This is a genomic window from Streptomyces spinoverrucosus (genome assembly GCF_006539505.1).
GTDB classification, from domain to species: Bacteria; Actinomycetota; Actinomycetes; order Streptomycetales; family Streptomycetaceae; genus Streptomyces; species Streptomyces spinoverrucosus.
Genome location: NZ_BJND01000002.1, coordinates 12,728 through 37,407, shown reverse-complemented (window position 1 = coordinate 37,407; position 24,680 = coordinate 12,728). Strand labels below are relative to the sequence as shown.

20 protein-coding genes and 2 pseudogenes are annotated in these 24,680 nt (G+C 70.6%); 10 read left to right on the top strand and 12 right to left on the bottom strand.

The genetic code is table 11. From position 1 onward, the window contains the following. Positions 1-33: 33 nt before the first annotated feature. Positions 34-1,662: a multicopper oxidase family protein gene (locus SSP24_RS00200; RefSeq protein ID WP_141306467.1), complete on the bottom strand. Its 1,629-nt coding sequence runs from the start codon at positions 1,660-1,662 to the stop codon at positions 34-36. A gap of 363 nt (positions 1,663-2,025) precedes the next feature. Here SSP24_RS00200 and SSP24_RS00195 point away from each other — a divergent pair, with 363 nt between their 5' ends. Further along, the gene (locus SSP24_RS00195; protein WP_229864848.1) at positions 2,026-3,360 is read left to right on the top strand and encodes an alpha/beta hydrolase; all 1,335 of its coding nucleotides are present in this window, start codon (positions 2,026-2,028) and stop codon (positions 3,358-3,360) included. Positions 3,361-3,385: 25 nt separating this feature from the next. Here SSP24_RS00195 and SSP24_RS00190 read toward each other — a convergent pair whose 3' ends face one another. Continuing rightward, positions 3,386-4,654, bottom strand: coding sequence for an alginate lyase family protein (locus SSP24_RS00190; protein ID WP_141306465.1), 1,269 nt, complete (start codon positions 4,652-4,654; stop codon positions 3,386-3,388). A gap of 258 nt (positions 4,655-4,912) precedes the next feature. Here SSP24_RS00190 and SSP24_RS00185 point away from each other — a divergent pair, with 258 nt between their 5' ends. Together SSP24_RS00185 and SSP24_RS00180 are read left to right on the top strand one after the other, a co-directional pair. After that, the gene (locus tag SSP24_RS00185; protein ID WP_229864821.1) at positions 4,913-6,604 is read left to right on the top strand and encodes a glycosyl hydrolase family 28-related protein; all 1,692 of its coding nucleotides are present in this window, start codon (positions 4,913-4,915) and stop codon (positions 6,602-6,604) included. A 55-nt stretch (positions 6,605-6,659) separates the two neighbouring features. Continuing rightward, on the top strand, positions 6,660-7,889 hold the full coding sequence (locus SSP24_RS00180; RefSeq protein WP_174864554.1) for a glycoside hydrolase family 88 protein: 1,230 nt from the start codon (positions 6,660-6,662) through the stop codon (positions 7,887-7,889). Positions 7,890-7,935: 46 nt separating this feature from the next. Here SSP24_RS00180 and SSP24_RS00175 read toward each other — a convergent pair whose 3' ends face one another. The 3 genes from SSP24_RS00175 to SSP24_RS42620 are packed head-to-tail and all read right to left on the bottom strand — an operon-like array spanning position 7,936 to position 11,450. Next, on the bottom strand, positions 7,936-9,096 hold the full coding sequence (locus tag SSP24_RS00175) for a PP2C family protein-serine/threonine phosphatase (RefSeq protein WP_141306463.1): 1,161 nt from the start codon (positions 9,094-9,096) through the stop codon (positions 7,936-7,938). 9 nt (positions 9,097-9,105) lie between these two features. Beyond that, positions 9,106-11,292 (bottom strand): FUSC family protein, encoded by a 2,187-nt coding sequence (locus SSP24_RS00170; RefSeq protein ID WP_141306462.1) that lies wholly within the window; start codon positions 11,290-11,292, stop codon positions 9,106-9,108. Continuing rightward, a complete protein-coding gene (locus SSP24_RS42620; protein WP_167529468.1) occupies positions 11,289-11,450 on the bottom strand; it encodes a hypothetical protein in 162 nt (53 codons plus the stop codon). Before SSP24_RS42620 ends, SSP24_RS00170 begins: the two co-directional genes overlap by 4 nt. 201 nt (positions 11,451-11,651) lie before the next feature. Between SSP24_RS42620 and SSP24_RS00165 the strand changes: the two genes are divergently transcribed. The 3 genes from SSP24_RS00165 to SSP24_RS00155 all read left to right on the top strand — a co-directional run bounded on the left by SSP24_RS00165 (position 11,652) and on the right by SSP24_RS00155 (position 15,686). Further along, complete coding sequence (locus SSP24_RS00165) at positions 11,652-13,601, top strand: eCIS core domain-containing protein (RefSeq protein ID WP_141306461.1); 1,950 nt, start codon at positions 11,652-11,654, stop codon at positions 13,599-13,601. Positions 13,602-13,751: 150 nt separating this feature from the next. Continuing rightward, complete coding sequence (locus SSP24_RS00160; RefSeq protein ID WP_229864822.1) at positions 13,752-14,906, top strand: serine hydrolase domain-containing protein; 1,155 nt, start codon at positions 13,752-13,754, stop codon at positions 14,904-14,906. Positions 14,907-15,116: 210 nt separating this feature from the next. After that, positions 15,117-15,686, top strand: a complete 570-nt coding sequence (locus tag SSP24_RS00155) for a lamin tail domain-containing protein (protein WP_141306460.1) — start codon at positions 15,117-15,119, stop codon at positions 15,684-15,686. 114 nt (positions 15,687-15,800) lie between these two features. On the opposite strand, the gene SSP24_RS00150 is transcribed toward SSP24_RS00155, so the two are convergent. Continuing rightward, complete coding sequence (locus SSP24_RS00150; protein ID WP_141306459.1) at positions 15,801-16,073, bottom strand: hypothetical protein; 273 nt, start codon at positions 16,071-16,073, stop codon at positions 15,801-15,803. A gap of 22 nt (positions 16,074-16,095) precedes the next feature. Beyond that, on the bottom strand, positions 16,096-16,218 hold the full coding sequence (locus SSP24_RS44845) for a hypothetical protein (protein WP_268255067.1): 123 nt from the start codon (positions 16,216-16,218) through the stop codon (positions 16,096-16,098). A 225-nt stretch (positions 16,219-16,443) separates the two neighbouring features. Between SSP24_RS44845 and SSP24_RS00145 the strand changes: the two genes are divergently transcribed. Continuing rightward, positions 16,444-17,991 carry a vWA domain-containing protein gene (locus tag SSP24_RS00145; RefSeq protein WP_141306458.1) on the top strand — a complete coding sequence of 516 codons (1,548 nt, stop codon included), beginning with the start codon at positions 16,444-16,446 and terminating at the stop codon, positions 17,989-17,991. 103 nt (positions 17,992-18,094) lie between these two features. On the opposite strand, the gene SSP24_RS45225 is transcribed toward SSP24_RS00145, so the two are convergent. After that, on the bottom strand, positions 18,095-18,427 hold the full coding sequence (locus SSP24_RS45225; RefSeq protein ID WP_445009697.1) for a cytochrome P450: 333 nt from the start codon (positions 18,425-18,427) through the stop codon (positions 18,095-18,097). Positions 18,428-19,366: 939 nt separating this feature from the next. Next, positions 19,367-19,495, bottom strand: a complete 129-nt coding sequence (locus SSP24_RS44840) for a hypothetical protein (RefSeq protein ID WP_268255068.1) — start codon at positions 19,493-19,495, stop codon at positions 19,367-19,369. 73 nt (positions 19,496-19,568) lie between these two features. On the opposite strand from SSP24_RS44840, the pseudogene SSP24_RS43715 reads away from it, so the two are divergent. After that, positions 19,569-19,796, top strand: a pseudogene (locus SSP24_RS43715) (hypothetical protein); the annotation flags it as partial. Between the two features lie 5 nt (positions 19,797-19,801). On the opposite strand, the gene SSP24_RS00125 reads toward SSP24_RS43715, so the two are convergent. Together SSP24_RS00125 and SSP24_RS00120 are read right to left on the bottom strand one after the other, a co-directional pair. Further along, the gene (locus tag SSP24_RS00125; RefSeq protein WP_174864553.1) at positions 19,802-21,196 is read right to left on the bottom strand and encodes a hypothetical protein; all 1,395 of its coding nucleotides are present in this window, start codon (positions 21,194-21,196) and stop codon (positions 19,802-19,804) included. Further along, on the bottom strand, positions 21,193-21,978 hold the full coding sequence (locus SSP24_RS00120) for an alpha/beta fold hydrolase (protein ID WP_141306456.1): 786 nt from the start codon (positions 21,976-21,978) through the stop codon (positions 21,193-21,195). The genes SSP24_RS00125 and SSP24_RS00120 overlap by 4 nt, the downstream gene beginning before the upstream one ends. 166 nt (positions 21,979-22,144) lie before the next feature. Here SSP24_RS00120 and ligD point away from each other — a divergent pair. Beyond that, positions 22,145-22,660, top strand: a pseudogene (ligD, locus tag SSP24_RS45220) (non-homologous end-joining DNA ligase LigD); the annotation flags it as partial. Between the two features lie 67 nt (positions 22,661-22,727). On the opposite strand, the gene SSP24_RS00110 reads toward ligD, so the two are convergent. Next, positions 22,728-23,138, bottom strand: coding sequence for a DUF2267 domain-containing protein (locus SSP24_RS00110; RefSeq protein ID WP_141306454.1), 411 nt, complete (start codon positions 23,136-23,138; stop codon positions 22,728-22,730). A gap of 83 nt (positions 23,139-23,221) precedes the next feature. On the opposite strand from SSP24_RS00110, the gene SSP24_RS00105 reads away from it, so the two are divergent. Beyond that, positions 23,222-24,649, top strand: coding sequence for an erythromycin esterase family protein (locus tag SSP24_RS00105; RefSeq protein ID WP_229864824.1), 1,428 nt, complete (start codon positions 23,222-23,224; stop codon positions 24,647-24,649). The last annotated feature ends 31 nt before the right edge of the window (positions 24,650-24,680 follow it).

Below are 24,680 nucleotides of genomic sequence, written 5' to 3'. Positions count from 1 at the left end.
GGCCAGGACCCGGGGTCGTGGTTCACCGGGCCATCATTTCCGGTAGCCGAGGATGGTCATCATGCCGGACTCGGAGTGGTACTGGTTGTGGCAGTGCAGCATCCACAGGCCCGGGTTGTCGGCGTAGAAGTCGATGACGATTTTGCGGTGAGGCAGCACATGCGCGGTGTCCTTCCGGGCCCCGGCCGCGTCGATGCCGGTGAGGGCGAACGTGTGACCGTGCAGGTGCACCGGGTGCCACATGTTGGTGGCGTTGATGAGCGACACACGCACACGTTCGCCTTCCCGGACCGGGACGCGTTTTTCGATGGAGTACGGCTCGTGGTCGAAGCTCCAGTCGAAGTCCTTCATGTTGCCGGTCAGTTTGATGCGCATCTCGCGGTCCGGTTCGTCGTCGTTGAGCGCCACGGACTCGTGCGGCACGAGCCGTCTGGCGGGCACGATACGGCCTTCGAGTTCGTCCGGGTGCGCGGTGGGCGGGGGATTCTCCCCGCTGCCGGTACGCAGGACTGCAAGGGCCCGCGCGTCCTTGCCCTCGGCCATCGCGACCAGCGGGAACACCCCGTCCTTGGCGGTGACCAGCACGTCGTAGCGCTCGGCCATGCCGATCAGCAGCGCGTCCGTCTTCGTGTGCTCGACCGGGTAGCCGTCCGTGTGCGTCACCGTCATCTCGTGACCGCCCAGTGCCACCCGGAAGGCCGTGTCGCCCCCGGCGTTGATGATCCGCAGCCGGATGCGCTCCCCACGGCGGGCCCGGAAGACCGAGGGCGCCTTCGGGAGGCGGCCGTTGACCAGGTAGTGCGGATAGTCGACATTGCCGCCCATGCTGTGCAGGATGCGGCTGTGGGACCCCCGCAGGACCCGGGAGGGGCCGGCGGACCTGCTGGAGGGCGAGGCGTGCCCGTCGGCGGACTTGTGCGAGCTCGGACCGTGATGTCCGGAGCCCTCACCCATGTCCATCGGCGCCTTGCCGCCCCGCAGCTGCGAGAGCACGCCGTCCGGAGTGGAGCCGGACACGCCGTCCAGCCAGTCGTCCAGGACGACGACCCACTCCTTGTCGTACGCCAACGGCTCCTTGGGGTCCTCGACGATCAGCGGGGCGTACAGGCCGCGGTCGAGCTGCATGCCCGAGTGCGAATGCAGCCAGTAGGTGCCCGGGTGCGGCACGGCGAAGCGGTAGGTGTAGTCCGCACCGGGCTTGATGGAGTACTGGGTCAGGCCCGGTACGCCGTCCATGTCGCAGCGCATGCGCACACCGTGCGAGTGCAGCGTCGTCGACTCGCGCAGATGGTTGGCGAGCGTGAGTTCGAGTACGTCGCCCGCGGTGATCCGGACCTCCTTGCCTGGCAATGCGTCGCCGTACGCCCATGACCTGACGGTCCGTCCGCCCAGGTCGAGGGACGTCTCGGTGGCGGTGAGCGTGAACTTTCGGACGGGACCGGCCCCGCGCTTCTTCTCGACGGCGACAACCTCGGGATCGGACGGGTTGACGTATCCCTTGGGTCCCTTGGGGACGAAGTTGCCGACGGTGTGCTTGCTGCCCCTGTGGCCGGTGGCCCCGGCCTCGGGGCGCGTGTCGGACCCGGAACAGGCGGTCAGGACTCCAGAGCCGGCGGCCACGATCGAGGCACCGAGCAAGGTGCGCCGCGTATATTTCTGCATGAATGAATAAGACCCGTTTTGTGCCGTTATACGTGAGAACCGATGCGGCGCGTCTTCCGAATCGCCCACACCGCCCGAGGGGAGCAGCGGCAACGCCGCCCAGCAACCGGTCGGCCACGCGCGCCCCCGCGGGCGAACACTATGAACAGAAAAGATCAGGCCATGGTGCGGGGTGCCGCCCGTTCCTAGCATCGCTGCGCGCGGCGCGAGGACGCGTCGGCGGAGGCAGGGAGCAGAACCTTGATCGGACGCACCCCACCACGGCAGTCAGGCACTCGTCTCCCCAGGAAGCTTCGTACGGCGCTGGCCGTCGGCGCCGCGGGCGTGCTCGTCGGTACGCTCGCCGGCGCGACGCCCGCCGCCATGGACGCCCCACGCCCCACGACCACCGCCTGCCCGGGTGACCTTGCCGGAAAGGCCACGTGCTACACCGGGCAGGACGCCAGCGGCGCCCACTACGCGATCGCCGTGCCCACACACTGGAACGGATCGCTCATCGTGCACGCCCACGGCGGCCCCGACCTGGGCGACGGCTCCGATCCCGAGCGCAGCCTCGACGACCTGGGGCGGTGGTCTGTCATGGTGGACCAGGGGTATGCCTGGGCCGGTTCGTCGTACCGCCGCGGGGGCTACGGCACACGGATGGCCGCCGCCGACACCGAGAACGTGCGTCGCCTGTTCGTCGCGGAATTCGGCGGGCCGAAGCGGACGTATGTGCACGGCCAGTCCTGGGGCGGGAACGTCGCGGCCAAGGTCGCCGAGGTCTACGGCAGGAAGAACGGCCCCTACGACGGGGCGCTGCTCACCAACGGCGTCCTGGCCGGCGGCTCCCGCGGCTACGACCACCGCGTCGACCTGCGGGCGGTCTACCAGTACTACTGCCGCAACCACCCCCGGCCCACCGAACCGCAGTACCCCCTGTGGCAGGGGCTGCGTGCCGACTCCACCATGACGACGAGCGGCCTGCGCGCCCGCCTTCAGGAGTGCACCGGCTATGCCTCCGCCCGACAGGACCGCACGGCCCTGCAGCAGCGCAACCTCGACGACATCCTCGCCGTGACGAAGATTCCGGAACGCACCCTTGAGTCCCATCTGCGGTTCGCCACCTTCACGTTCCGCGACATCGTCCACGACCGCCTCGGCGGCCGTAACCCGTTCAGCAACCGGGGTGTGCGGTACTCCGGATCGCACGACGACGAGGCCCTCAATGCCGGAGTCGAGCGCTTTTCCGCCGACCCGGCCGCCGTGCGGGACCTGTCCTACGACAGCGACCTCACGGGAAAGGTCGCCATCCCCGTCCTCACCCTCCACGCGATCGACGACCCGACGGCATTCGTCGAGCACGAGGCGGCCTACCGCGCCACGCTCCAGGGCGCCCACCGCGACCGGTACCTCGTGCAGACGTTCACCGAGGAGCACGAGCACAGCGAGCTGAGCACTTCCGAGTACGCCACCTCCATCTCCGCCCTGGACACGTGGGTGCGCACCGGAAGGAAGCCGACTCCGCAGTCCATCGCGGCATCCTGCGCGACGTTCGACCGCACCTACGGCACCGGATGCTTCTACCGCCCGGACTTCCGCCCCGCTCCCTACGCCGCACGGGTCACGCCGCGCCCCGGCGGTACGGACTGGCCTGCCATGACCGCGCGGCAGGAGAAGGCCTGGAGCCGTGTCGAGGGCGTCGGCATAGCCCCGTAGCGGGCAGTGGGCAACGCGCCGCTCCTCAGCCCGCGATCGAGTCGAGCTGTTCGGCGGCCGGCCGCAGCGGCCACAGGTTTCCTCCCGGCGGGGCCTCCAGCAGCGGGACGGCTTTCCTCGCCGCCGCGTCACCCGCGTCCGCGGCCGCGCGGACGACGTCACCGGCCGCGTACCGGTGGAACTCCAGCTCAGGGTGCGGCCAGTCGGCCGCGCCGGTCGCGGCGGGGAGCAGATAGCGCACGGCCTCGGTCAGGCTCTGGCCGTCAGGGCCGCGGTGGGCCCACAGATCCACGTCGACCTGGCGGCCGACCGCGGCCAGGCGGGTGTGGGCGACAAGGGCGAAGGCCGAGTAGTGCCAGCTCCTGGTGCGAGCCAGTTCCTGGGGCTGGCTGCCGTCGGCCGCGATCTGGATGTCGATCCGCTTGGCAGCCGCCTCCCGTACGGTCGTGCGGGCCAGCTCGTCGTCACCGGTCGACAGGGCGAGGGCGGCGACCAGCATGTCGTAGAAGGTGCCGTGGTTGTTGGCGGCCGCGGCCTCCTGCTTGCCGAACTCGCTGGTCGTCAGCCAGGTGAGGAACGCGGTGTTCCACCGCCGCATGGCGACGCGGTCGCCCTTCGTCCAGCCGGGAGCGCCAGTGTCGAGGATCGCGAGGGCGTCGACGACGTTCGTGTACGACTGCGAGAAGTCGATGATGCCGATCGCCCGCCCGTCGTACTTGCACGGGATGAACTGGGCGTGGTTCAGGTGGGGGTTCATCCGCGTGGCCGGGTCCAGGAACCAGGTGCGCAGGATCTGCGCGGCCTTCTGCGCGTACTGCCGGTGACCCGTGTAGTACCAGGCGAGCGCGAGGTCGTACGTCGAGTCGAAGACCTTCTCGACGTCCTGGCGGTCGGTGCCCGAGTCGACTTCGGGGTTGCGTTCCCCGTCCCGCTGGACGTACGGACAGCTCCACGGATTGTCGGGTGAGGGCGTGGTGGTCGGCCACCAGTAGGGCGCCTGGCTCAGATAGTCGTGCACGTCGCCGCTCGGTGCGGGGCGGGGTTTGTCCACGACCGTCCACGGGCCCTGCTCCAGCCACCCGTCGGCGCGCCGCGTCAGGCTCGCGACGGCTCGCCGGAGTTCGGGATCGCCGTGCCGCAGGTCGGCCTTCGCCTGCCGGAGCCGGGAGCCGTCCAGGACCACGGTCCTGGGTGTCACGGGTGCCGCGTTCGCGGAAGCCGAGGGCACGACGACCGCGGCCACGAGCGTGGTGATCAGAGCCAGGACGACGGCCGCCGGAGATCTTCCAGCCATCGCGCCTCCATTCATGTGGATGAACGCAATTCATGCTCAAGGCCGTGCGAGCGTAGGGGTGCAGGGTGTGCGAGGCAACAGGCCGTACAGAACAGCCGGATCTGAGCCCGTGTTCTGTCTGCGGGGTTGACGTGTACGAGCCGAAGGTCCACGTTATAGCTCGCTCGTAAGGGAACTTTCCTAACCTGCGACTCAGCGCACCCGCTGTTCATGTACGTGAATCGGTGCAGGAGTCCAGCACGCGAAGGGAGTTGGCCCGTGACGGCAGACCAGGACCGGGGGAGCGACGCACGCCCCGTCAGAGGGATCACCAGACGCGGGCTGCTCGCCGGTGCCGCGCTGGTGGCGGCCGGAGGCACGGCTGAGGCCGCCCCCGGCGAGCAAGCTCAAGTCCCCACCCTCTGGCGGGAATTCCTCCGCAATCCCTACGCCCACCGCCAGATCCCCTACGTCGGTCGCGCGGGCTGCCGCGGGGGAGCAACCCGCCTGCCCCGCCGCCCGGTCGTGGCCGACGTCCGCGACTACGGAGCGGTGGCGGACGGCAGGACCGACTGCGCTCCCGCGATCAACCGTGCCATCGCCGCCGCAGCGAGGGCCGGCGGTGGCACGGTCACCCTTCCGTCCGGCACTTTCCGCATCGACGACCTGATCCGCATCGGCCACTCGAACGTCGTACTGCGGGGCGCCGGCAGCGGACGTACCACCCTGTACGCGACACGGAACCTCACCGATCTGATCGGTGTCTACGGGTCCCGGTACGGCGGCGACAAGTCGTCCTGGTCGTGGGCGGGAGGTCTCATCTGGCTGGCTCCGCAGGCCCGTTGGGCCTCGCTGGTGGCGGCGATCAGGGCGCGGGCGTGGCCCTTCGAGGGCTGGACCGGCAACCGGCGGGACGAGTGGCGCACCCTCACCCCGGTCGAATCCGCCCGGCAGGGCTCCTGGACCGTACGGGTCACCGACCCCTCACCGCTCCGCCCCGGCGCGCTGGTCCTGCTCCGACTCTCCGACGACGCCGACCACACACTGCTGGAACACATGGCGGGCGGCGGACCCGGCCCGGAGGCGTACCACTGGGACGACAAGACGAAACTGACCTCCTACGTGCCCTACGAGTGGCCCGTCCGTGTCACCCGCGTCCACGGCCGTGACATCACCCTCGAACGCCCCCTTCCGCTCGACGTGCGCCCCGAGTGGCAGCCGCAGCTGACCACTCTCGTCACCCCGCTCACGGGGGCGGGCGTCGAGGGCCTGACCCTGGAGGCGGTGGAAACCCCCCAGTCCCCGCACCTGCTCGACAAGGGCTACAACGGCGTCGCCCTGCAGTGTGCCTACGACTGCTGGGTCGACGACGTGACGGTGCGCCACGTCGACAACGGCTTCGGCCTGGTCGCCGCCTCGGCGTGCACCCTGCGCCGCACACGAGTGACGGGACGCGGCTCCCACCACCCGTACTACTGCCGTGAGGGATCGCACGACAACCTCGTCGAGGACTTCACCATCGAGCAGCGCACCGTTCCCGCACCGTCCGCCACACAACTGCACGGCATCAACGTCGAGGGCCTGTCCTCCTACAACGTGTGGTCGCGCGGCGTCATGGAGATGGGCACCTTCGACAGCCATCGCGGCATGCCGTTCGCCAATGTCCGCACCGACATCACCGTCAACAACAACGGCCGCCACGGCGGCGACGCGAGTGCAGGCCCGCTGTTCGGCGCACGCTTCACCCACTGGAACATCCGGGTCACCAACGGCCGCGCGGGGCTGATGAAGATCGACGGTCTGGCGCCCTGTTCCGCCACGGTCGGCATCAACCACGTCACGGAGTTCGACCAGATCGACGTTCCCGACTTCACGGGCGACCTGCGCTCCCGCCTGGAGCTGTACGGCACCACGGACGCGGTGCGCCCACGCAACCTGTACCGCGCACAGCGGGACCTGCGCGACGACTGACGAACGACCGCCTCTGCACATGCATAACGTCCCCCAGTTGATGGAGAAGGCAGCCATGAGTCTTACCCGGCGTACGGTCCTTGCCACGGCGGTCGGTACGGCGGCCGCGGTTGGTGCCCCGGTCCAGCCCGCCGCCGCCCAGGACGACGCCCGATCAGAGGCGTCGACCCTGCGTGAACTGCGCGCGGCGGCCGACTACGCGGTGGAGAAGATCGCCTCGGTCGCGCCGGGCGTGCGGGCCTTCCCCGTCGGGACGAAATTCGAGAAGTGGGTGTACTCCCAGAACGGCGACTGGGTGGGCGGATTCTGGCCGGGAACGCTGTGGATGGCGCACCTGCACAGCGGAGACGACGCACTGCGCACCCTGGCGCTCGACTCGGCACGACGGCTCGCCCCTCGCCAGTACGACACCACCACCCACGACCTCGGCTTCCTGTTCTATCCGTCCTGGGTCACCGCCTGGCGTCTGACGGGCGACGACAGCTGGCAGGCGGGCGCCATCAGGGCCGCCGACTCGCTGATCCGGCGGTACAACCCGCGAGGCCGCTTCATCCGCGCGTGGGGAGCGCTGGACGATCCGAACAACGCCGGCCGGGTCATCATCGACACGATGATGAACCTCGATCTCCTCGCCTTCGCCACTCGGCAGACCGGCGACGAGAAGTACCTGGACATCGCCGTGCAGCATGCCACGACGACCCAGCGGGTCTTTCCGCGCCCGGACGGCTCGACCCCGCACGTCTTCGACTTCGACGCGGCCACCGGCGCACCGATCGGCCCGAACACCGTTCAGGGCTACAGCGCCACATCATGCTGGGCGCGTGGGCAGGCATGGGGCCTCTACGGGTTCACCACCATGTACCGGCGCACGGGCAACGCACAGTTCCTGACCACCGCACGCGCACTCGCCGACTTCGCGATCGAGGCATTGACCGCGGACCACGTCCCCGTCTGGGACTACCGGGCGCCCCAGCAGCCCCACGACATCAAGGACGCGTCGGCCGGTGCGATCACGGCATGCGGACTGCTCGATCTGGCCGCCGCAACGGGCCGTTCCCACTACCGGGACGTGGCGCTGCGACTGCTCTCCGCGCTGTCGCGGACCTGCCTGACCAGGAAGTCGCCCCGGGGCGAGGCGGTGGTGGCGCGCTGCACCCGCAACCGACCGGCCGAGGACGGGATCGAGATCTCGCTGCCCTACGCCGACTACTACCTGTTGGAGGGCATCCTGCAGGTACTGCGACCCCAGGACGTAGACCGCGCGATCGACCTGTCGACGACCTGACACGTACGACGGGCGCGCGCTGCTGATACCACCGGGGGCGGCGAGCCTACCCATGCGGGACGCGGCGTGCGGGGCTGGTGCCCTTGCGCGGTGGCGCCGTCCTGTCCACGGAAAGCGCGAGGACAGCCCGGTCGTCGTCGTCCGACCGGGCCGACCAGCGTTCCGCGTCGGTCCGCACGAACGACACGACGGTCTCCGGGCGCGGCGCGTGCTCGCCGCGGAACCGTTCGGCCAGCCGCTCCAGGACCGGATAGAAGACGCCGTCCGCGTCGCGTGCCTCGCTCACCCCGTCCGTGTACACCACGAGGACCTCCCCGGGCCCGAGCGGATGCACCGTCGTGTCGTCCCCGTGCGCCGCCAGTTTCCCCAGGCCCAGGGGCAGCCCGGGCGCCGTGATCAGTCGACGGGCGCCCTGCGGGCCGATCACCAGCGGCGAGGGATGGCCGCGGTCGACGATGCGCACCTCGCGGCCCTCCGGCGGGAACTCCAGCACCAGTGCGGTGACGAACAACTCGGGGTCGCCTTCGTCGGCGGCCGGGCTGTTGCGGGCGATGCTGAGCTCCAGCCGGTCAGCCAGGCTGCTCAGGCTCTGCCACTCGTGGGCCGACACCCGAAAGCTCCCCAGCACGGCCGCGACGGTCTGGACCGCGCCCAGCCCCTTGCCCCGGACGTCGCCGATGATCGCCCGAACTCCGAAGGGCGTCTCGCACACGTCGTACAGATCCCCGCCGACCAGCGTGCCTCCCTCCCCGGCCTGGTAGAACCCGGCGGCACGCACCGGGCCGAGGCGGCGCGGCACGGGCCGCAGCAGGGTCCGCTGCATGGCCTCGGCGACGGAATTGGCCCGGATGAGGTGCTGCCGGGTCCGCTCCCGCTGCCAGGACAGCCCGACGCCGGCGACACCGATGAGGAACGTGGCGGCGTAGATGGCGATGTGGTGCTGTTCGGCGAAGTGGCCGGGACGGCGGGCGGCCATCCACATCTGCAGTCCAAGGCACACCACTGCGAACAACGCGGTGCCCCGCGGCCCGCGCGTCGCAGCGGCCAGCGGCGGTACGGCGACGAGCATGAAGCTCACCGGCTCACGGCCCCCGATGAGTACTTCCACGAGCACGTCGACGGCCACCACGATCAGCGGCAGCCACCACGCCCACCCCCGGCGCGGGGACGGCGGCCGCAGCGCGGTGCGCAGGTTCCGACCGGACACGACGCGCCCCTAACTTCCGTGCCCGCCAGGGCCGGACCCGGGGCCCGCGGTGCCGGCGGCCGTCGTGCCGCGCCGCGCCCCGCCGGACAGGTCGGGCATCCGGGCCTCGACACGGGTGAGCTGGGCGGTGAGGCTGCGCAGCCACTCGTCGAGGTCGACCAACGCGGGCAGCGGGGTCCCGTCCGGCTGTGCGGCCCGCGAGGGGGCCGACCGCGTCCGGTCCGGCTGCGGCCGGGCACCGGCGCACAGGGCGGCGAGCCGGTCGGTGGTCTCCGCCAGCGCCCGCGCGTCGCCCCGCGCCCGGTCGGCGGCATCCTGGGGCAGGGCGCTGGTGGGCAGGTCGACACGGGGCAGCCAGTGGGCGCCGAGCAGGATCTGGTTGGCCGCGATGAGCACGGCGTGCCAGTCGGCGCGAACGGACGCTCCGCCCGCCGGTTCGCTGCGGAACTGGGCGTAGGCGGACTCGGCGAGGCGCAGCCGGTGCAGGGCGGGGAACGTCGGCGGGGGAGCGGCCGAGCCCGGTGGTACGGCCGTCAGCGCCGCGACGGTGCCCTGGATCAGGGGGCCGCACTCCCGCAGCAGCCCCGCCATGGTTCTGCGCACCTCCCGCCGGGCACCGGCCGGCCAGGCGAGCATCGCGCACAGCAGACCGATGGCACTGCCGGTCACCACATCCACGATCCGCTCCTCGGCAAGTCGCCAGGACGACGGGGCGATCTGGGCGAACGCGGTGGCCACGACGAGGGTGAACAGTCCCTGCGCCCAGGCGATGCCGAGCAGCGGCCCGAGCGCGAAGGCGAACAGCATGCCCGGTGCCAGGATCGCGGCGTACGCCTCCGTGTGCCGGCCGAGGCCGATGAGCAGGGCGCCCGCCACGACGGCACCCACGAGATTGCCGGCGACGGCCTGGCGGATGGCCGCCCAGGTGGCCCCCACGGTGGTCCGGCTCAGCGTCAGCACCGCCAGCAGCACCCAGAAGCCGTGGGCCAGATCGAGCGAACCGGCGACCAACCGGGCGGCGGCGAGCGCCAGAGCGATCCGTAGGGCGTTCTGGAACTGGACCGAGCGGAGCGTCATGTTGCCGATGATCCGGCGCACCCACAGGTGCGGGGTGGAAGCCTCCGTGTACCAGAACAGCTCCCGCGGCTCGATCGGCGGGGTGCGCCGCCCGTCGAGAGCGACCCGCACGGAGATCTCCACGATCCGCACCGACTCGGCGACGGCCAGCAGCGCCGCCTGCCGACGCAGCACCGACACCGGCGGAACCTCGGTGGCGGGTCCCGTCACCTGCCGCACGCGCATCCGCTGGAAGCCGTCGATCACCTCGTCCATCCGCTGCGGGCCGGGGGCGGGTCGGCCCTGCCGCAGGGCCGCGGCGGTCTCGTGGCACAAGGACGCCAAGCTCGGCAGCAGCGACCGGGAGGCTGTGTCGAGAGGGGCCCTGCCACCGGCGTCGTCCTGGAGGAGCTCGCGTAGTTCGCCGGTCTCGGTCAGATGGGCCAGCAGTTCGAGCAGCCGGCGGGTGGCGGACCCCGCCTGGGAGAGACCGCGGACCGCACGGCCCGGTCCGGCTGGGCGTTCGGCGGGCGGCGTCTCGGACAGCCGCAGCCGCGCGCCGGCGGCCCGCAGGGCTTCAGGGGAGAGGCGGATACGCCCCGCGACGGTGTCGCCCGCCGTCACCAGGGCCTCCGCGAGCGTCTTCCGGTACGCCGGGCCCGGCGGCTGCGGCAGCAGGAACAGCTCGCACAGCGCCAGCACCACCACGCCGAAGGCGAGCCCGGCCAGCCGTAGCCACAGGGTCTGGGGTTCGTACGGCGGGAAGCAGGCCAGGATGTAGAAGAGCTGCAGTCCCGGCGCGGCCCCGGCCGGCCGCGGCCCCGCGATCGCCGCGAAGGCGAGGAGAAAGCCCACGACGAGCATCCCGAGCACCGCCGCCCAGGTCGCCACCGCCAGCACGGTACCCAGCGCCACCAGCACCAGGCCCACCGGCAGTGCCTTCAGCATCACCTCCGCCCGCTGCCGCCCGGACCCGGGGATCGAGGACAGCAGACCGAGGGCGATCGGCGCGAACAGGGCGTACAGCGCCAGCACCGGCGACTGGAAGCCGTACAGGAAGGGATAGAAGCCCGCGGACGCGGCGAGCGTCACCCGCACCGACCGGTGCAGGATCTCGGTCCGATGCGCTGCGCCCTTCACGGCACACGCTCGCCACGTGGCGCGCGGGAGCCGGGCGGCGGCACCCTGCCGAGGATCCGGTGGCGTACCGCCGTGCCGCCGAGCCGGTGGCGCACCGCCAAGACGACGAGCCGGTCGAAGGCCCCCCTCCGCGCGTCCGGCGAAGACTCAGCGCGCATGGGCACGTTCCTCTCGGGCGGCGTCGCGGTGTCGTGGACGGGGCGGACAGGCGACCCACTGCCCATTGTCGGCCGACCCCGAACGGCCCGCAGCACGAAAGGGCGGTGTGCCGTGCACCTGCTCTGCCCTCAGAGCCCTGGCCCAGTCGGCCACGGCGCCGTACATGTGGCTGGAGCGCTCCCCGGACGTCAAGGAGATTCATGCACGCCCAACGTCGAGACGACACGCCGAAAAAGCAGCCGTTGGAGCCGCGGCGTACCCCTCAGTCGTCCAGCACCTCGTCGTCCGCGCGGGCGCTCGCCGCGACCCCGGCAGAGCTGCTCGCCCAGCAGCGCGGCGCGGGGAACGCCGCCGTCGTCCAGATGCTCCGCAGAGCCGGGCACGGACACAGGAGCGATGACGAGCAGCAGCATCACAATCCGGACCCCGGGCATCAGCGGGCCGTGCAGCGGTCCGCCGTACATGACGTACTCCGCAGATCCGGCAGCCCGCTCGACGACACCCTCCGCGGCGAGATGGAGGCCCGCCTCGGCGCCGACTTCTCCGACGTGCGCATCCACAGCGACCACGCGGCCCGTGCCTCCGCGAAGGAGATCGGGGCCCGCGCGTACACCTCCGGCAGCCACATCGTCGTCGGCGACGGCGGTGCGGACAAGCACACCCTCGCCCACGAACTCACGCACGTCATCCAGCAGCGGCAGGGTCCCGTCTCCGGCACCGACAACGGCAACGGGCTTGCCGTCAGCGACCCGGCGGACCGGTTCGAACGGGCGGCCGAGGCGAACGCGTCCCGGGTGATGGCTGGACCGGCACCGGACGTCCAACGGACGCCCTCCGAGGGGCCGTTGGTGTGTGGTGCAGCCGCCGGGCTCCCGGCCGTGCAGCGGTACGCGCCCGGCGGCCTCACCGGTGTGGTGGGCGAGCGCCGGGACGTCGAGGGCGGAGAGCAGGGAGTCGACCACTTTGTGACGCAGGCGCCCGACGCCGTGCTGCGTCCGGGCAAGTCACCCAACAATCTGATCGGCCACGAGATCGACCACATGGACGTCCGCCGGCACCATCCCGGTGACGTCTCCCTGCTGATCTCGGACGACGGCACGCTCGCCGTCCACGACACCGAGCGCGAGCCCAAGGAGTTCTACGCGTCCTCGGAGGTGTTCACGCAGTCGGTCGCGGACCTGGCCGCCCGCAACAGCGCCTACACCCTGGTGCGGTCCGGAGGAGCGATCCGCACCGCTGGCGGGCAGTTGGAGCGCATCACACCCGTGCTCAGCGGCGAGGAGGAGCGGGCCAGGGCCGCGGGGTTTGCCGATCTGATCAAGGTGCAGTGCATCGACGTGGCGCGCAAGGTGATCGGCAGTCACGCGATGGAGATCGTGCTGCAGGGAAGCTCCGCCACCGAGACCGTGCCCTGGAGCGAGCGCCAGGGCGCCGAAATCGCCGAGCGGGTGGCGAAGTCGGTTCGCGAGACGACCGGGAGCGGGTCGGACGGATCCGGCACCTCCGTGGCCCAGCAGTACGGGACCGCGCTGCGCGAGCATCCCGACGAAGCCGACCGTGCCGCACGGGAGTTGGGCGTCAACAATCACGTACAGCCGGAGGTGGGCGAGGCGTTCGCCACCCTGTCGATCGGCAGCGACGCCAAGATCGACTACGCGACCGCCGCAGCGGGCGAGACGTCCACGGACCGGGGAGCCGTGGACGTCTGGAACTACCACTTCGCCGGAGTCGTCGCCCGCAGCCGCGACGGCAACGACTGGGTGACGCTGGAGAACTACACACGCGACCAGCAGGCGCAGAAGGCACTGCACGAGCTGGAGGGCAAACTGCTCGCCGAGTACCGGAAGACGACCACGGGTTGGATCTTCAACCGCGAGGGCAAGACGCCCAAGGGCACGTTCGAGAGCGACCGGATCGTGACGATGATCCAGGAACTCGCGAACGTCACGCGCGCGAAGGCACAGGCGGAGTACATGGCCCTCGGCATGGCCAAGGAAGCGTGGAAGAGCAAGTGGTTCTTCCGGATGTACGGCTCTGGCGCCGGCCAGCGCTTCCACGAGAAGCAGTACAACGCCGGCCAGGGCGACTTCGTCAACCCACTGACGGTGCGCACGAGAACGGCACGCCCGGAGGCCAGCGGCTCCAGTTGACAGCGCCGTTGCGCTGTCTCGACCGGACAACGCTCGGGCGCTACGCGACCTTCCAGTCTCTGCGTTCCAACCAGGGGTAGGGCTAACCGCAGTTCTCTTCGCTGGCTAACCTCAGTGACCTTGCCGCCGGGCCTCGACACACTCGACTGTATGGGGACTTCAGCGAAGCCGTGGATCGTGTCCGTGATGCTGGTCGTGGTCGGAGCGTTGCTCGTGACCAGCACACCGGCGGTCGCCGGCCCAGGGCAAACCCAGCTCCAGCGGGACCTGGATGCCTTGCGCGATCTGGGTGTCACCGGGGCGCTTGCGCGGTTGGAGACAGCCGACGGCGTGCAGACCGCGCGCAGCGGTGTGGCCGAGTTCGGTACCGCCCGCCCTGTGCCGGGTAACCCGGTGCTGCGCGCAGGCAGTGTGACCAAGACGTTCGTGGCCACCGTGGTGCTGCAGTTGGTCGCGGAAGGACGGTTGTCACTGTCCGATCCGGTCGAGCGGTGGCTGCCGGGGGTGGTGGCGGGCAATGGCAACGACGGCCGGAACGTCACCGTACGGCAGCTGTTGCAGCAGACCAGCGGGCTTTACGACTACGCCAACGACATCTACCCGACCCTCATCACGCCGGAGGACTACCGACGCGAGCGGTGGCGAACCGCCGGCCCGGACGAACTCGTCGCGCTGGCCATGCGGCACGCCCCGGCAGATCAGATATGGGCCTACTCCAACACCAATTACGTCGTCGCCGGCATGGTCATCAAATCCGTCACCGGCCGTGACTGGACCACCGAGGTCCGCGAGCGGATCATCGCGCCACTGCGACTGCGTCACACAACCACACCCGGTGCCTGGCCGTTCCTCCCTCACCCGCATGCCCACAACTACCAGCAGTGGACACCCGACGGCCCGCTGATCGACACCACGATCGCCGTCCGGTCACTCGACAGCGGCGCAGACGGATCGATCATCAGCACGGCCGAGGACCTCAACACATTCATCACCGCCCTCGTCAGCGGCCGATTGCTGCCCGCGGCCCAACTCGCCGACATGCAGACCCTGGTGGACGTACCGTCCGATCTCCGCGGGCACACCGGATACGGGCTCGGGCTGTACTACCACCCGTTGCCCTGCGGCGGTGGCTCCTGGACCCACGGCGGCAACGGAATCGGCTACAACGTCGAGGTGATAGCCACCCATGACGGCGCCAGGCGACTGACCATCGCCGAGTTCAGCCGTTCGTTCGACCCCGCGGCGGAGGACGCACGAGCTGCCGCACGTCGGACGCTGATCGAGCATGCCATGTGTGGCCAATGATGTCGTGACCCATGCTCGGGCTACAGCGGCCTCCCAAACGCCCAAATCGCCCTGGTAAATGGATAAATGAGCGATACAGGCGACTGTTACAGATATGTCGGAAATTTGTAACAGCGGTCGAGTGGTACCCGCGTTGCGCGGGCTGGTGGGCAGTGTGGTGGGCGTCGGCCAGCAGGCCGTACATCCGCACCACGCACCCGCGGGCGGCTCATGCCACAGGCCCGGAGTGCCCAGCACCTGCAAGGAGAGCTCGTGTTCCCTTACCCGTACGTGACCCCGCGCCGTCTGGCCACCGTCACTCTGGCGGTTGCTGCTCTGGCGGGGCTCGGCGTTGTGCCGGCGTCAGCGACCGAGCGCGACTGGCGCGGCCCGGCGGTGCAGATCAGCTCTGTGCAGTACGACTCCCCGGGCCGTGACACCCGTTCGAACCGCTCCCTGAACGCGGAGTGGGTGGAGGTCACCAACACCACGCGCCGCAGCGTGAACCTGGACGGCTGGACGCTGTCCGACGAGGACGGCAACACGTACACCTTCAACCGCTTCCGCCTGGACGGGCGGGCAACGGTCCGCATTCACACGGGCGAGGGCCGCGACCGCGGTGCCGACCTGTACCAGGACCGCCGCACCCACGTGTGGGACAACCGCTCCGACACCGCCACCCTGCGCAACGACCGCGGTCGCCTCATCGACGCCATCTCCTGGAACGGCCGCTACGACGGCCGTAACGACGAACGACGTCACGGAGGTGACCGCGGCGATGGCCGCCGCGATCGCCACTGACCCCGGCGTGCCGGTGAACCCATAGCCGTTCACCGCCCGTTGCGTGCATCGGCGGCGCGCCCGGGCACTACGTGCTTGGGCGCGCCGCCGACATGGCATCTGCAGGCGCGACGGTCACTCCGTATCCCGCTCCGGCAGGGGTGAGTAGCCGGTGGGTCCCGGCGTTCGGCCCTCCGGGGGGTAGTCGCAGTCGAGGCTGGAGATCTGGTAGTCGTCGCCCTCGTTCTGCTCCTGGTCGACGACCACCGCACCGGTGCAGACGCGCCCGTGCTCGTCGGTGAACGTGACGATCTCGCTGTAATCGGTCGGGGCGTTGTTGCATCCCGCGAGCAGCATCGCCGCCGCCCCGGCGGCCACCGCCACGCCGATCCCCCTCAGCCGTTTCATCCCTCGCCCCTCCACACCCGCTTCACCGTTCAACTCGGTTGCCATTCAACAACGTAGCCGTCAACGCCGGTTCGGGGCAGACGCCCGGCACACCCACCTGCTCGATGATGCGCGCTTCTGCAACGTTCTCGATGCGGGTTTCCATAACGTACGCACTGCTGCTGTTCCCCATGGCCTTGCGCGGTTTCGCCCGCAAGGACGCGGCGCCCCAGGTCTCCGGAGGATCACCTACCGGTCTCGGCAGGCCCGCGCCGTAGCCCCTTCGAGATGCAAGCGCAACGCTTCGTCACGCACGTTCCGGCCCCCTGTGCCGTCACAGTCACAGATGGCGACGTTCGACGGAAGTCAACGGACACAGGGGGCATACGACATGAAGCGGTACCGGATACGGCGGTTCAGCGGGGCGCTGCTCGCCTTCACCACGGCGGGCTGCCTGCTCCTCACCGGTTGCGGCGCGGGTGGGACCGGCGACGGGAGCGGGGCGGAGAGAGCGGAACGGGCCGATGGCTTCCCGGCACCGGCCCCGCCCGCCCCGGACTCCGGCGAGGGCAGCGGCGAGCAGCGGCAGGACGACACAGACGGCGAGTTCGCGCCGGCGCCCGACTACCTCTCCACCTTCGCACTCGACGTCGACACGGCCTCGTACGGCTACGCCCGCCGCACCCTCGCCGAGGGCGGTCGGCCGCACCCGTCGACGATCCGCCCGGAGGAGTTCGTCAACAGCTTCCGCCAGGACTACGAACGCCCCGACGGAAACGGCTTCTCGGTGACCGTCGACGGCGCCCGCACCAGCGATGAGGACTGGTCCCTGGTCCGCGTCGGCCTGGCCACCCGCCCGGCCGAGGACGACGGTGAGCGCCCACCCGCCGCCCTCACCTTCGTCCTCGACGTCTCCGGCTCCATGGCCGAGCCCGGCCGCCTGGACCTCGCGAAGGAGTCCCTCGGCGTGATGACCGACCGGTTGCGCGACGACGACTCGGTCGCGCTGGTCACCTTCAGCGACGAGGCCGAGACGGTCCTGCCGATGACCGAACTCGGCGGCAACCGCGGCAGGATCCGCGACGCCATCTCCGGCCTTAAGGCCCAGCAGTCCACCAACCTCGGCGCGGGCGTGGAGAGCGGTTACGCGACGGCCGTCGAGGGCCTGCGCGAGGGCGCCACGAACCGGGTCGTCCTCGTCTCCGACGCCCTCGCCAACACCGGTGACACCGACGCCGACACGATCCTGGAGAACATCGCCGGTGCCCGCCGCGAACACGGCATCACCCTCTTCGGCGTGGGCGTCGGCAGCGACTACGGCGACGAACTCATGGAACGCCTCGCCGACCGTGGCGACGGCCATACAACGTACGTCTCAACGCCCGAGGAGGCCCGCGAGGTCTTCTGCGAGGAACTCCCGCAGCACGTCGACCTCACCGCCCGCGACGCCAAGGCCCAGGTCGCCTTCGACCCGGAGACGGTCGCCGAGTTCCGCCTGATCGGCTACGAGAACCGTGAGGTCGCCGACGAGGACTTCCGTGACGACCGCGTGGACGGCGGTGAGGTCGGCCCCGGCCACACGGTCACCGCCCTGTACGCCGTCCGCACCAAGCCGGGCGCCGACGGCCACCTCGCCACGGCCACCGTCCGCTGGCTCGACCCCGAGACCCGTGCCCCGCACGAGGAGTCCGGCCAGGTGGAGACCGCGGCCCTCGACGACTCGGTCCGCAGCGCGTCCGCCCGCTTCCAGGTCACGGCGGTGGCCGCCTATTTCGCCGACGCCCTGCGCCGCGAGGACACCCGCTTCACCCCGCTGCCGGGCGCCCCCGGCATCCGCGAACTCGCCGACCACGCGCACGACCTGGCGCGGCGGACGGAGGACGAGGCGGTACGACAGCTGGCATCCGCCATCGACCAGGCTCGGAGCCTCGCGTCCTGACGCCACCCTCGGCTGCTCCAACCCGTGCCCCGGTAATGCTGCACCGCTGCGGAGGTGCGCAGTTGCGGGACCGGGTTGGTTCAACGTTGGCAGTACGCCATGGTCATCGCGTCGGGCTTGACGGTGACGACGGCTTGGGGCCGCGGAGCCTGCGAGGTGAGACGGAAGGAGGGCCAGAGCTGAAGTACGGTCGCCAGAATGATCTGGAGCTCGCTCCAGGCGAAGGGAAGTACGCCGGATCGTGCTGGTGCGGGTAGGGGCTCCAGACCACGTCGGCGCCCTGGGGGATGTGGTGGCCGCCGAGGTCGATGTCGCGGGTGGCTGTCCTTGTCACCATCCAGGCCGGCCCGTACTTGCGGACGGCTTCCTGCAGCACCTGGCGGGCGTAGGGGAGGCGGTCGAGGTCGTCGTGGTCCAGCGGCCGGTCGCCGCACACGGCGGCGAGTTCGGCGCGCAGCGCTGTTCGATTCCGGGATGCCGGGTGATCTTGTACAGCGTCCACGCGAGGGTGGTGCCGGTGGTCTCGATCGCGCCGGTCAGCAGGGTGATGGCCTAGTCCTGCAACTGCTGGCGCGTCAGGGGTCGTTTGCGGTCAGCAGGGTGGCGATAGGCCTTCCTGTTGCGCCTGGGCGGCGTGGGGACATCCTGCGGGATCAGGCGTGGGGGCTGTGACGGCGGGGGCCTGCAGGTGCTCCGGCAGGTCTGTGCCGAACAGGGCGACGAGGAAGGAGGAAGGCGGCGAGGGTGATGTCGTTCATGTCGGCGTACACGTCGCGGTCTTCGCCGTCGCGCCACGCTCCGACCATCGCCCGCACTTGCTCGATCATGGCGGTACCCCGGGTGGCGATGTGAGCCTTGTTGAACATCGGCTGCATCAGCCGCCGGTTGCGCAGGTGCGTGTCGCCGTCGGCGACCGTCGCCGTCGGCGACCGTCGCGAGTCCGTCGCCGAAGAAGACGCGCAGGGCGTCGATGATCTTGCCGCCCTTTGCGAAGTGAGCGGCGACCGTGACCAGGACGCGGCGGGTCAGTGCGGGGTCGGTGACCACGTATGCGGGCGTCGGCCCGATCCGTATGCACACGACGCTGCCGTGCCGGCGCAGTGACGCGATGAACGGCAGTGGATCGCGGGCGAGCCGGTGCGCATGTCCGATCAGGGGCAGACCGCCCGGTGCGGCCGGCGTGGGGGCAGATATGGCAGGCGAGGCTGTCACGACCTTGGCTCGCCTCCTGTGTGGGGGCTGCGGCCCATGCATGCCCAAGATCACCTCGTGGAATGCGGTCCTGGACTGATCAATGCATCACACGCGACGGCTGCCGCGCAGGAGTTGAGTGTTCTCAGTGCGCTCGGCCGGCGGTGTGTGCCGTGGGCCTCGATCAGGTCGAGTTTCTGCGGGGGCGGATCAGGGCGGCGGTGGTCGCGGTTGTGGCGGCCGGGAATGCCTCCGCGAGCCGGACCGCGTCGGGACCGGCCGGGAACCGCAGTTGGCCGGTCGTGTCGTGCACGGCTCGCCACACCGTCTCGGCGACATCGCTCTCTTGGTGAACACGTCCTGCGCCATGAAGCCGTCCATGGCCTTCTTCCCGCATCTGGGCGGCCGGCGGTCAGGCCGAACTCCACGTCTGGGCGAGCGGCTTCCACGGCTTCGACGCCCTCTACCCGCAGGCACACATCTCGACCACGGCCCGCCGAACCCGCACCGACTGGCTCGCCCGACCCGTGTCCACGAACTCCGCCGGACAACGCCGGTCGGGTACGGCCGAGGCAGTCGCCCAGCGCAACGCCCAGCCGGGAACGCCCCGCTGAGCGACTCAGTGCACCGGACGCCAGAGGATGTCGTCTCGGGCGCTCAGCGTCGCGGCTGCGCCGGCTGCGTCGAGCGGCAGCGGCAGTGGATAGCGGGTGCGGATCCTGCTCAGTTCCCGGTGCGAGCGAACGAAGCTGGCGAAGTCGCGGGGATATGCGACGGCATCCACGCCGGTCAGGACGCCGATCTTGCGTGCGCGGGCGGCCGTACGCCGCCAGTCCTGCGCGTCGGCCAGGCCGATGGATTCGGTGCCGTGATTGAACAGCAGGATCCGGATCTCGTCGTAGGGGTCGGAGGCGTCCAGGTATGCCTCGAGGGACGCGCGGGAAGCCTCCGTGCCGAAGACGGTCCAGTACGGCACCGATCCGGTGCGTAGCGTCCACCAGGGTTCGAGCAGGAGGAACGACTCGACCAGGAGCCGCCCGGTGGGCAGGCCGCGGTCGGCGTACCAGGATCGGTAGAGGTCGGCGACGGCGGGGCTGAGCCGTTGCGGCGTGTCGAAGCGCAGCAGTTGCGTATCGAGCCGGTGCTGTCCGGTGAAGGCGCGCAGGTCGTCGAGGAGCGCGGGATCCAGGCCCCATTCGGCTTCCGGGCTCTCGCCGTCGGCGGCGGGCGGGTCCCAGCGGCGCACCGGGGCGCCGTAGCGGGAGAGCAGGTCGGCGACGCGCGGACCGCCCTGGCGATATTCCTCGGGCGTCGCGTCGCCGAGGGCGCCGAACTGGAACACGTACCGGTCGTCGATCCTGGTGGTGGGCCAGCTCAGTGTGCAGTCGACACAGACGAGCAAGCCGCCGGGCACCAGATGGTCACGGATGAACCGACGGTAGGCGGCAGGCAGCCGGCGCCATTTGATCCGGAAGTACGTCATTCCGGCGATCATGAGACGGTCCTGGTTGGGGTCGTGCATGTGGTGCAGTACGAGGTCCGGGTTGGCCGCGAGCAGCGCCCGGCCGGACTCACCGACGGCGGCCAGGTCGCCGCGTGGATCGTCCGGAGTGATACCCCGGCGGCGCACGGGCAACAGCAGCGTCTGCGGCAGCCAGGCCGCATCGAGGGCGGCGGCCAAGTGGATCAGGGCGCCATTGGCGGATCCAATGAAGATCACTGGGTAGCGACGCCGGGGGTAGTGACCGGTGACCCACTCGGCGAGTGCCTCGGACCGTACGTCGCCGACGCGGCGCTGGGGGATGGCCTCCGCCCAGCCACTCACCGCGTACGCCCGTTCCCTGGCCGCGATCGGCAGGCGGTTCAGGGTACCGAGCAGGCCGGACAGCGGGGGTTCGAAGGCGGCGGGGAACTTGCCGAGGGCCGGGATGTCCCTGCCTGCGAGGAAACGCGACAAGGCACGCAGCATGCCGGTGGCCGAGTCGAACGAGGCGACCGCCTCGGACGCCTTCACCTCGCCGACCTCCGCTGCCCCGACATACCGCCCGCACCGGCGGCCGGGAATGCATGCGTGAGGAAATCGGTGACGAGTCCGGCCAGCGCGTGCGCCTGCCGGTAGGGAACCATGTGGCCGGATTTCTCCACCACGGCCAGTCGTCCCGCGGGCAGCAGGCGGGTTACTTCCTCCGCCCACTCCTGGGGGACCATCCGGTCCTGCGCCCCGCGAACCACCAGCGTCGGCATGACGACGTGCGGCAGCTTGTCCTCGATCCGGTCGCGCAGCGCCTCGGCGAACGTGCCGACAATGCGGCGTGCGCCTGCGTCGCGATAATCGGCGAGGTTCAGCGGTGCCATCGAGGCTTGTTCGTGGGGCGCGTTGCGCATCCACCGCAGCAGCTGATGGAGGAAGCTGCGGGCGGCCGGGTCGACGGTCGGTCCCACGAGCACCAGCCCGGCGATGCGGTCCGGGTGCCGGGCGGCGGCATCGACAGCCACCTGACAGCCGAGGGACCCGCCAAGGAGCACTACCTGGTCCAGATCCACGGCGGTCAGCCACTCGACGAGCGCGTCGGCCAGCGCCCGCAACCCCAGCGGGTGCCGGGGTCCGGCGCTGGCGCCGAACCCGGGAAGGTCGACCGTCCACGCGTCGTGGCGCCGGCCGAGGACTTCGACGAACGGCTGGAACTCCCGGCTGGAGACCCCGGCGCCGTGGACGCACACCACCGGCGGCTTCCGTCCGGCGATCCGCCAGGCCACCATCGGCCGGCCACTCACCGCCACCGTGATCTCTTGCATGGTCCATCCCTACCCGGAATCCGGAACGCCGTCGGGGCCCCGTCACTGATGGGGGTACCCGGATGGAACGCGGACAGGTGCACCGCAAGGGACCCTCCAGCGACCGGCACGACAAGCGGCTGCCGACAGCGTTTGCTGCCGTACCGCCGGGGGAGACGGCAAGAGCCTGCGCAAACGGCTGGACGCCCTGAAACGTGACGACCCGCCGTTTGCCGGGGACGACGTACGCGAACGCGGCGCCCACTTGGTCCGGCCGGAACTCGTCGCCGAGATCGGCTTCACCGAGTGGACCGACGACGGCAAGCTGCGCCACCCGCGCGGCACAGTGACCATGGGGGTCTGCCACGACGCCGCCACCCTCGCCTACCTCGCCAACCAGGCGTGCATCACTCCGCACCCGTGGCTGAGCCGTACCGACCGTCTCGACCGGCTGGTGTTCGACCTCGATCCGCCGGCCGACGACTTCGAGATCGTCCGCTGGGCCACCCGGGAACTCGGCGACCTCCTCACCCACGTCGGGCTACTCGACCGGCGCACGGACTTCGACACTGCACGGGCCTCCGCCCGCAGCGCCTCCGACCTTCTCGCCGCCCGCCATCCCGACAAGCTGACCACCGCACCCCGCAAGGACAAAAGCCGCGGCCGGCTCTACCTCGACACGCAGCGCAACGCCTACGCCCAGAACCAGGGCCGGACGCCGACTGGATGCCCTCGTCGAAGGCGAAGCCTGACCGCCGCCTCCTCGTGTGTCAGGTGATGCCGCCGGTGCTGCCTGCGAAGAGAACCCGGGCGAGTTCGTCGTCCAGCGACTGGCGGACCTTGTCGGTCACACCTTGGGTGGCCTCGCCCACGAGTTCCATGACGGTGCGGGCCTCGTGCGTGGCCTTCGCCCTGTCGGCGCCCGCGCGCTCGGCGACACGGTCGATGAAGGTGCCGTAGTCCATCCGGATACCGGTGGCCGGCTGGTCCGGTGCGGTGGCGACCCGCCGCAGGTGCTCGCCGATCTCCCGCCGAAGCTGGGCTGCGAGGTTGTCCGCCAGGGAGGCGGGGATGCGTTCGCCCAGGGTCTCCAGAGTGGCGCGGGTGGCCACCTCGGCACTGCCCCGGCTGTCGAGGTGGGCGCGCGCCTGGACCTGCCCGATGAAGGTGTCGTGATCCATGGTCTTCCCTCCTTTGCTGTCACTCCCAGCCTTGTCCTTCAGCGCTCCGAGGCGCTGGTGACGTACCCGGCGGGAGCCTCGGGATGCGTGCCATGGGCCTGGGCCCGGCCCTCGCACACGGTTTCCGGCTGCGGCACGACGGGAACCCGGTGCGGCGTCCGTCGAAGTGGGAGCATGCCGTGCCCGACACCGACCAGGCCCGCATCCGGAGCCGCGCCCTGCCGCTGACCGATCCGGCGTCGCTGGACCCGCTGATGGAACGCATCGGCGACGCCCACTACGTACTGCTGGGTGAGGCGTCCCACGGCACCGCCGACTACTACCGACTGCGTGACGTGCTGACCCGTCGACTCATCGAGGACAAGGGCTTCTCCTTCGTCGCGGTCGAGGGCGACTGGCCGGACTGCCTCGCCGTGCACTGCGCGGTGACTGCCGCGCCGGGCGCGCCCGAGGATCCCGGCGAGGTACTGGCCGGCTTCGAGCGCTGGCCGACGTGGATGTGGGGCAACACCGACGTGGCCGCCTTCACCCGATGGCTGCGCCGGCACAACGAAGGGCTGCCGCCGGAGCGACGCGTCGGCTTCTTCGGGCTGGACGTCTACAGCATGTGGGAGTCGCTGCACGCCGTACTCGCCCATCTGCGCGAGCACGACCCCGACCGGGTGGACGCCGCCCTCGAGGCGTACCGCTGCTTCGAACCGTACGCGCGGGATCCCCAGTCCTACGCGCTGGCCACTCGTTACGTGCCCGAGGGCTGTGAGCCGCAGGTCGTGTCGCTGCTCACGGAACTGCGGCGACGGGCCGCGGACATGGCCCACCTGGACGGCTCCCTCGCGGAGTTCGCCGCTCGGCAGAACGCCGAGGTGCTGGCCGGTGCCGAGCGGTACTACCGCGCCATGCTCGACAGCGGGCCCGAGTCGTGGAACATCCGCGACCAGCACATGGCCGACACGCTGGACCGGCTCATGGAACACCACGGCCCTGACGCCAAGGCAGTGGTGTGGGAGCACAACACCCACATCGGTGATGCCCGGGCCACGGACATGGCCGACATCGGCGAGGTCAACGTCGGTCAGCTGGTGCGGGAACGCCATATGGGCAGGGGCGTGGTGCTGCTGGGGTTCGGTTCGTACTCCGGCACCGTGATCGCCGCGGACGCGTGGGGCGACGTACCGAGGACCATGGAAGTGCCGCCAGCCCGCACGGGCAGCCTGGAGGATCTGCTGCACCGGGCGCTGCCCGGCGAGCGTGCCCTGTTCGTCTTCCCCCATGTGCAACTCCAGCGGCCCCCCTCGTCCGGTCGGGGCGAGTGGTTCCACGAAGAGCGCGGTCACCGCGCGATCGGCGTGGTCTACCGGCCGCAGTTCGAACGCGTCGGCAATTACGTCCCCACGGTCCTGGCCCAGCGCTACGACGCCTTCTGCTACCTCGATCACACCCAGGCGCTCACGCCCCTGCACCCCGTGGCCGCGGAGAGCCCGGAGGAACAGACATGGCCCGTGGGCGTGTGACGCGTCCAGGCTCACCCCTCGGCGGTCCAGG